The organism is Actinoplanes sp. NPDC048791, from assembly GCF_040650095.1.
Lineage (GTDB): Bacteria > Actinomycetota > Actinomycetes > Mycobacteriales > Micromonosporaceae > Actinoplanes.
This window is the reverse complement of sequence record NZ_JBEZGQ010000358.1, coordinates 1-7,599: the sequence shown is the minus strand read 5'-3', so window position 1 is coordinate 7,599 and position 7,599 is coordinate 1. Positions and strand designations below refer to the sequence as shown.

Annotated in this window: 9 protein-coding genes; 2 read left to right on the top strand and 7 right to left on the bottom strand. The window is 72.4% G+C overall.

Features of this window, described 5'->3' with window-relative positions:
* On the top strand, positions 1–619 hold a 619-nt coding region (locus AB0C29_RS24220), incomplete at its 5' end, for a cache domain-containing protein (protein WP_360824096.1).
* Here AB0C29_RS24220 and AB0C29_RS24215 read toward each other — a convergent pair.
* The 3 genes from AB0C29_RS24215 to AB0C29_RS24205 all read right to left on the bottom strand — a co-directional run bounded on the left by AB0C29_RS24215 (position 589) and on the right by AB0C29_RS24205 (position 3,073).
* Positions 589–1,635 carry a hypothetical protein gene (locus AB0C29_RS24215; RefSeq protein ID WP_360824093.1) on the bottom strand — a complete coding sequence of 349 codons (1,047 nt, stop codon included), beginning with the start codon at positions 1,633–1,635 and terminating at the stop codon, positions 589–591. The two genes, AB0C29_RS24220 and AB0C29_RS24215, sit on opposite strands and share 31 nt — an antisense overlap.
* 158 nt (positions 1,636–1,793) lie before the next feature.
* Positions 1,794–2,366 carry a choice-of-anchor C family protein gene (locus AB0C29_RS24210; RefSeq protein WP_360824090.1) on the bottom strand — a complete coding sequence of 191 codons (573 nt, stop codon included), beginning with the start codon at positions 2,364–2,366 and terminating at the stop codon, positions 1,794–1,796.
* Positions 2,366–3,073, bottom strand: coding sequence for a laminin G domain-containing protein (locus AB0C29_RS24205; RefSeq protein WP_360824087.1), 708 nt, complete (start codon positions 3,071–3,073; stop codon positions 2,366–2,368). Before AB0C29_RS24205 ends, AB0C29_RS24210 begins: the two co-directional genes overlap by 1 nt.
* 357 nt (positions 3,074–3,430) lie before the next feature.
* Between AB0C29_RS24205 and AB0C29_RS24200 the strand changes: the two genes are divergently transcribed.
* Positions 3,431–4,198 (top strand): hypothetical protein, encoded by a 768-nt coding sequence (locus AB0C29_RS24200; protein ID WP_360824084.1) that lies wholly within the window; start codon positions 3,431–3,433, stop codon positions 4,196–4,198.
* Between the two features lie 6 nt (positions 4,199–4,204).
* Here the strand turns inward: AB0C29_RS24200 and AB0C29_RS24195 are convergent, their stop codons facing one another.
* The 4 genes from AB0C29_RS24195 to AB0C29_RS24180 all read right to left on the bottom strand — a co-directional run.
* Complete coding sequence (locus AB0C29_RS24195; protein ID WP_360824081.1) at positions 4,205–5,860, bottom strand: amidohydrolase; 1,656 nt, start codon at positions 5,858–5,860, stop codon at positions 4,205–4,207.
* A gap of 19 nt (positions 5,861–5,879) precedes the next feature.
* A complete protein-coding gene (locus tag AB0C29_RS24190) occupies positions 5,880–6,617 on the bottom strand; it encodes an ANTAR domain-containing protein (protein ID WP_360824078.1) in 738 nt (245 codons plus the stop codon).
* Positions 6,618–6,691: 74 nt separating this feature from the next.
* Positions 6,692–7,003, bottom strand: a complete 312-nt coding sequence (locus tag AB0C29_RS24185; protein WP_360544481.1) for an STAS domain-containing protein — start codon at positions 7,001–7,003, stop codon at positions 6,692–6,694.
* Positions 7,004–7,057: 54 nt separating this feature from the next.
* A partial coding sequence (locus tag AB0C29_RS24180) for a GAF and ANTAR domain-containing protein (protein ID WP_360824075.1) occupies positions 7,058–7,599 on the bottom strand: 542 nt, incomplete at its 5' end.

Sequence of the window (7,599 nt, the reverse complement as noted above, 5' to 3'; positions counted from 1 at the left end):
GTTGTCCGCGCACCAGCGGCCACGGCTGGCGCAGCTGCACGCCGAGCGGCCGCTCGCGGTGCGGGAGCTGCGCCGCGCGGACGAGCTCGTGGCCGGCTCCGGCCTGGTCGCCGAACCGGCCCTGATCGCCGACGCGCCCTGGCACCTGGCCTGGTGGACCCGGGGCCCGCACGGACGCATCACGCCGCTGCGGGTGGTGTCCGATCCGGCCCACGACGGCTTCCGCGACTACACGGTGCTGGAATGGTGGACGGTGCCGCAGCGCTCCGGCCGCCGGCACGTCACCGGGCCGTACGTCGACTACCTCTGCACGGACGCGTACACACTGACGTTCACCGTCCCGGTGCACCGCCCGGACGGGTCGCTGGCGGCGGTGGTGGGCTCGGACGTGTACGTGGCGCGGGCCGAGCGGATCCTGCTGCCGGTGCTGCGGGCGTGCGGCCGGCCGGCGACGGTGGTGAACAGAGCGGGCCGGGTGGTCGTGTCGACGTACCCGGCCCACACCACCGGCTCCCCGATCCGGACGATGCCGGTCGGTTGGAGCCGGCACGACAGCTCGGACGTGCCGTTCAGCGTGTTCGTCGGCGATCAGCGCACCGCCGGCCCCCAGTCCGGGTAACTGTCGTAGAGCTCGGTCCGGGTGATGTTGCGGACGTGCGTGGCGTCGGCGTCCATGACCAGGATGTCGGCGTTGGTCCCGCCGGTCTCCGGCCGCCGCCCGACGGTGATCTTCCGGCCGTCCGGGGAGTACGAGGAGCCCAGGTAGTTGACCGCCCCGCCGACCTCGAAGGTGAGCTGACGCAGGTGACTTCCGTCGGGGCGGACCGTGTAGAGGTTGGCGGAGACCTCCGGCGCGCCGTTCTCGTTGGAGTGGAAGAGGATGCGCCGCCCGTCGGGTGACCAGTCCGGGGAGTCACCGCCGCGCAGCGGGAACGGGGTGATCCGGCGTTCCCGGCCGGAGGCGAGCTGGACCGTCCACAGTGCAATGCCTCCGGCCGGCAGCGCGGCACGTACGTTGGTGCGCTCGAAGACCATGGTGCGGCCGTCCGGGGACCACTGCGGGTCGGTGTCCTCGCCGTTCGACGGACGGGCCCGCTGGGTCACCTGGCGCACGTGCGAGCCGTCGGCGTTCATGACGTGGATGCCGACGTTCTCCACGTAGTTGTCGACCACCGGGCCGGATTCGCGGCTGAAGGCGATCCGGCGGCCGCTGGGCGACCAGGCGGGGGAGCCGTTGCAGAAGCCGTCGTTGCCGCAACCCAGGCCGGGAGCGTTGCGGGTGAGCTGGGTCAGGCGGGTGCCGTCGGCCCGGACGGTGAAGATCTCCGACGTGTTGCAGCCGGGGCCGCAGTCGACGGCCTCGCGCTGGAAGGCGATCCACCGGCCGTCCGGGGAGACATCGGGATTGCGGTCGACATAGCCCTGCGGCGGCCGGGTCACCTGACGTTCCCCGGAACCGTCGGGCCGAATCGTGAAGACCGCACCCCAGGTGCGGTCCTCGTCGAGGAACCGGCGGAAGGCGATCCGGCCGTTGTCGGCGGTAAAGGTCGCCTGCGCCGGCGTCGCGGGAACGGTGACTCCGGCGACGAGCAGGGCGAGGGCGGACAGAGCAAGGGGAGTTCGCTGCGGACGCACGGAAGCTCCTACGGACCCGGAGCGGGAGGTCGCGTTGCACAGGCGCGGCCGGCACCGCCGCGGAGGTGTCTTGGGAGATCCGTCGGCGGTGGATCCGGTCCGCTCTCCGTTCTACTCCCGGCCCGGCGGCCCGGACATCCCTCGATCGGCTGCCCGCCTCAGGCGCAGGCGAGGGTCAGGCAGCGTACGGCCGAGGTCTTGTCGATGACCGGGCCGTACGCCGTCGGGCCCGAGGTGCTGGCGAAGTCGATGGTGACCGGGCCGCCGGTGCCGACGAAGACGAAACTCCTGCGGACGTAGCCCATCGCCGCGAACGTCCGGCCCGTGGTGTCGAAGGTGAACGTCTGCCGGACCGTACCGTTGATCAGGACCTGGCCGGTCTTGACCGCCGGGCCGCCGGCCGGGTTGCCGGCCAGGAAGTAACTGAGCCGGTAGCGGACCGACGGCTGGGTGGCCGCCGTCGTGCGGATCGTGCCCGCGGACCGTCCGTTCAGGTCGATCGACTGGCGGCTGTCGGCGGCCTGCCAGTAGCCGCGGCCGATCTGGTCGATGCTGCCGCGGGTGACCGTCCACCGGCCGAACGTCTCGCCCGCGGTGCGCGTGACGTAGCTGCCGGCGGGGACGACGGGCTGCTCGAAGCCGTCGGCCGGGCGGCCGGGTGCGGCGGACGCCGGTGCGGCCACTCCGGCCAGGACACAAGCCACGACGGCGGTACGGCGCAATACCCGCATCAGCGTGCGTCGATCTCTACATAGTCCAGATCGCCGGCGTAGTAGTCGCAGCCCACGTCGATCTGGTCGCAGTCGGTCTTGCCGCCGATGCTCACCGGCCACGAGTTGGCGATCCGGCCGGTCCAGCCCGCGGTGCGCGCCACCGTCGCGCCGTCCACGACCAGCGTCACCCCGTCGCCCGTACGGGCGCAGCGCACGGTGTGCCAGCGGCCGTCGTTGAGGCGGCGCGGTGACGACACCGCCAGGGAGCGGGACGAGCCGCGGAACAGGCACTCGACGATGCCGCTGGGAATCTGGAGTTTGAAGTTGCCGCCGGAGACCGTCGCCTGGCCCTTCTGGATGATGTTGCCGAACTTGTGGGTCGTCCGGAGCCGGACCGTCACGGCGAAGTCGCGGGTGCCGGGGTCGAGGGAGTCTGAGTCGCGCACGGTCACCAGGTGGCCGGGGCGGGCCGGCGGGGAGTCGGGCTCCAGCCGGTCGAAGCGGTAGCCGGTGGCGCCGTTGACGCGGGTGTCGATCCGTACCTCGTTGCCGATCCGGCCGTGCAGCCCGCGGCCGCTGCTGTCGGTCATGGTGCGGGCGCCGGAATGCTCGTTCATCTCCCAGATGGCGACGGGCCGGTCGGAGGAGGCGTCAGCGGTCGCCGCGGTGGCCAGCAGGACAGTTCCGACCGTCAGAAAGACGGTCAACGAGCGGCGACTTCTCATGGCATCCTCACGCTTGCCGGCAGGTGAGGACCATGCTAAACAGCATTAATGGTGTAAAACGTCTAATAACGGCTGAATCGCCCTGGCGTGATTGCTCGGGCCGTTCGGCGACGGCCTCGCGCACCCCGTACGAGCAGGCGTTTCTCTGTCCGGACCGGTCCGAACGGCCGACGGCTCCCGCTGAACGGCTTCTCGCGTTCCGCCTGTTCAAGTTGGTAACATGCCGCCGATCATGGCCAGCGTTCCGGCCGGTACGCCGGGGCCGACAGCCGCGTCGACCGTGTCCGCTCCCGCCTCCGGGCAGGGGCTCCGTCGACCGAAGCCGCCGCGGTGAAGCCGCACGTACGGAGGTCTCCTGTGACTGACAACCGGATGAAGGATCGCGTCAAGGTCATGCTCGGGACGTCGCCCGACGGCGCGACCTCCGAGCACGCGCTGGTCTCGCCCACGCCCGTGCCGGGACTGCCGAGCCAGGCCCTCCAGGTGCTGACCATGGCCCAGCGCACCGCCGAGGACTACGTCGCCAAGGCCCACCAGGAGGCCGACAAGATCCGTACGGAGGCGCTGGCCGCGGCGGAGAACATCGCCCGCGACGCCCAGATCCACGCGCACAACGTGCGCCGCGAGGCCGACAAGGTGCTCTACGACGCCCGCGCCGGTGCCGAGCAGATCGGCCAGGACGCCCGCGCGGCCGCCGAGGAGGCCCGCCGCAACGCCGAGCAGATCGTGCTCGAAGCGCAGGCGCGGGCCGATGGCATCGCGGCGGAGGCCAAGGCCAACGCCGAGCAGCTCAACCTGCAGGCCAAGCAGCGCTACGACGACGTGGTCGGCAGCCTCGGCGTCAAGCGGGAGGCGTTGCAGGAGCAGATCGAGGCGCTCGAGCAGTTCGACCGGGAGTACCGCGGCCGCCTCATGACCTTCATGCAGGGCCAGCTGCGGGCGCTGTGGGTCGACCAGCCGCAGGTCATCGGCGAGCTGCCGGTGCCGGACGAGTCGGCCGGCCGGCACGGCTCCAGCGCCGAGGTGGCCGTCCCGGCGCAGCGCCAGCCGGTGGAGGACACCGTCGAGGTTCAGCCGGAGGACGCCGAGCACGCCGAGGCCGAGCCGGTGCCGAGCGAGCGCTGAGGTTTCTCACGCATCCGGGGCGGCGTGCACGCGTGCGCCCCGGATGTAGGTCAGCGCCACCCGGGCCTCCGCGATCGCCTGCGGCGGGCCCGCGAAGACATCGCGGTCCAGCACCACCAGGTCGGCCTGATTGCCGGCCCGCAGCGTGCCGGTGTCGTCCCGGTGATTAACAAAGGCCGACCCCGACGTGTACGCCCGCAGCGCCGTCGCCAGCTCGAGCCGCTGCCCGGGCAGGAACGCCTCGGCCCCGCTGCCCGGCAGTGCCCGGTTGACCGCCACATGGATGCCGCGCAACGGATCGGGGCTGCTGACCGGCCAGTCACTGCCCGCGGCCAGGGTCGCGCCGGCGCGGTGCAGGTCGCCGAACGGGTACTGCCGCCCGGCCAGCTCCGGGTCCAGGAACGGCAGCGTCAGCTCGTCCATCTGCGGCTCGTGGGTCGCCCACAGCGCCTGGATGGTCGCGGTCGCCCCCAGCGAACGGAAGCGCGGCACGTCCTGCGGATGCACCACCTGCAGATGGGCCAGGTGCGGCCGGGTGTCCCGCGGCCCGTTGGCGGCCCGAGCGGCGGCGATCGCGTCCAGGGCCTCGCGGACGGCCCGGTCGCCGAGCGCGTGGAAGTGGGGTTGAAAGTCCAGCGCGTCCACCGCGGTCACGTAGTCGCGCAACGCGACCGGATCGATGAACGACAGGCCACGGTTCGCCGTCGCGACGCCATGCCCGTCGCGGTAGGGAGCCGTCATCGCCGCGGTGAAGTTCTCGGCGACCCCGTCGAGCATGAACTTCACCGAGCCGCAGCGCAGCCGCCCGACGCTGAGCTCCGCCCGCTTCGCCACGAGCTCGGGGAGCTGGCCGGCGTCCCGCTCGCGGTCCCACCAGAGCGCGCCGACGACGGTGGAGATCAGCGAACCGTCGGTGGCCGCGGTGCGGTAGGCGTCGGAGATGTCGGGATAGCCGTTGGTGGCGCACAGCATCGCGTCCTGCCAGGCGGTGATGCCCAGCTCGTGCAGCAGCCGCTGGGCCCGGAGCAGACCGGCGAGCCGTTGCGCCGGGGTCACCGCCGGTACGACCGCCGCGACCAGCGACATCGCGCCCTCCTGGAGGCCGCCGCTCGGAGCGCCGCCGGGCTCGCGGTCGATCCGGCCGTCGACCGGGTCCGGGGTGGCGGCGGTGATCCCGGCCAGGGCGAGCGCCTTGCTGTTCACCCAGGCCCCGTGGTGGTCACGGTTGGTGAGGTACACCGGCCGGTCGCCGGCCACCGCGTCCAGCAGCTCCCGGCCGGGCACACCGCCGGGAAAGCTCTCCATCGACCAGCCGCCGCCGACGATCCAGGGATCGTCCGGGTGGGCCCGCGCGTACGCGTCGATCCGGGCGAGATAGTCGGTGAGCTCCGTCGTGCCGGTCAGGTCGCACTGGCCCAGCTCCACGCCGCCCATCACCGCGTGCACGTGGGCGTCCTGGAAACCGGGCAGCAGCATCCGCCCGCGCAGGTCGACCACCTCGGTGCGCGGCCCGGCGAGCTCGGTGACCTCGGCGCCGCCGACGGCGAGGATCCGGCCGCCGCGTACGGCCAGGGCCTGGGCTGAGCCTTGCCGGGGATCGGCGGTGAAGACGGGACCGCCGGTGAAGATCAGGTCAGCGGGGCCGGCGCCGATGGTGTCCACGGTGGCCAGAGTGCCACGTTCACCGGCCGTCGGCGACGACTGTCGTGGCCGCCTCGATCAGGGAACCCGTCGACTCGGCGGCCCGCGACCGCAGCAGCGCGTACGCCAGGTCCGCGTTGGTCTGCCGGTCGGAGATGATCATGCCGATCGCCTGCTGGATCGTGGCCCGGACGGCGAAGGCGCCGACGAGCCCGGCGATCAGGTCCTGCGCTCCGGGGCAGAGATCCTCGGCCGGGCCGGGCGGGCGTCCCTCCGGCGCGTCGTTGTACGCGGCCAGGACCGCCGCGCTCAGCGGGGCCATGGCGGCCGGGTCGTGACCGTAGAGGTTGAGCGCCGCCACCGGCAATCCACGCCCGGCGAACAGCGGGATGGACAGCGACGAGCGCAGCCCCAGCTTGTACGCCGCGTCCCGGAACGTGGGCCAGATCATCGTCGCGTCGATCCGCGGCACGCTGGTGGGGGAGCCGCCGTCCAGGGCGTCGAGGCAGGGCCCCGCCTTGTCGGCGTACTGGGCCTCGTCGACGGCCAGGGCGAGCTCGCTGCTCACCGCCACCGTGCTGTAGCCGCTCTCGCCCTGCCGGGTCACCGAGGCGAAGGCCACCGCGTCCACCATGTCGGCCGTGAGCTGGACGATCGAGCTCAGCCGGCCACCGACGGTGGAGTCGTCGTCGGCGGTGCCCGCCAGGTCGATCAGAAGGTCGGCCAGGGTGCCGCGGCCCGGGGGCCGGGCCTGAGCCGGGGGCTGCGATCGGGTCACTACTGCATCTCCTCGCTCTGCACGGGGAACGCCGGTGTACCCGGCCTTCGCCGGGTTACACGCCGCTGTCCCGCTCAGGCGCCGATGAGCAGACCGTCCAGGTTCGCCACCTCGAGCACCATCCGGACCATCGGGCCGGGCTCGCGCAGGCGCAGGGTGATGCCCTTGAGCTCGGCGGCCCGGCGGGCGGCGACCAGCATGCCGATGCCGGAGGAGTCCAGGAACGTCACGGCGTGCATGTCGACCTCGATGCGGCCGTCCTGCTTGTCCGCCACCACCTGCCGCAGCACCTCGCGCAGGTAGGTCGCGGTCTCCAGGTCGATGTCACCCTCGGGGGTGACCACGACGGTGTCACCCTGGCGCTCCACGGTGCAATCGAATGCCATGTCAGCTCCGCCTTCTCGTCGCACGGCTGTCCGTCCGGCACCCATTGTCGCGGATCACCATTCGTCGCCACGTCCGGCCTTGGTGACCAGGGTGGTGGCGACGTCGCGCAGCTTGCGGTTGGAATCCTGGGAGATCTTGGTGAGGATCGCGAACGCCTCGTCAGCGGTGCACCGGCGGCGGCCCATGACGATGCCCTTGGCCTGCTCGATCACGGCCCGGCTGGCCATCGCCGTCTGGAGTTGGCGGGCCAGCCGGGCCGTGACGCCGTACAGGTTGGCGTTGGCCAGGGCGACCGCCGCGTAGCCGGCGAAGGTCTGGGCCAGCACCACCGCGTCGTCGTCGAAGGCCGCGTCCGTGACGCCGTAGAGATTGAGCGCGCCGTCGATCTGCTCCACGATCGGCAGCCCGACCGACAGGGAGTTGCGGGCCCCGGCCGCCACGGCGTGCTTCGCCCAATCCGGCCAGCGCGGTTCGTCGGCGAGGTCGGGCACCGAGACGGTCGCCTGCGCGGCGGCGGCCTCCAGGCACGGCCCGGTGCCGCGCTGGTACTGCCATTCGTCCAGGGTCAGCGCCAGATGCCCGGTGTAGGCGGCAG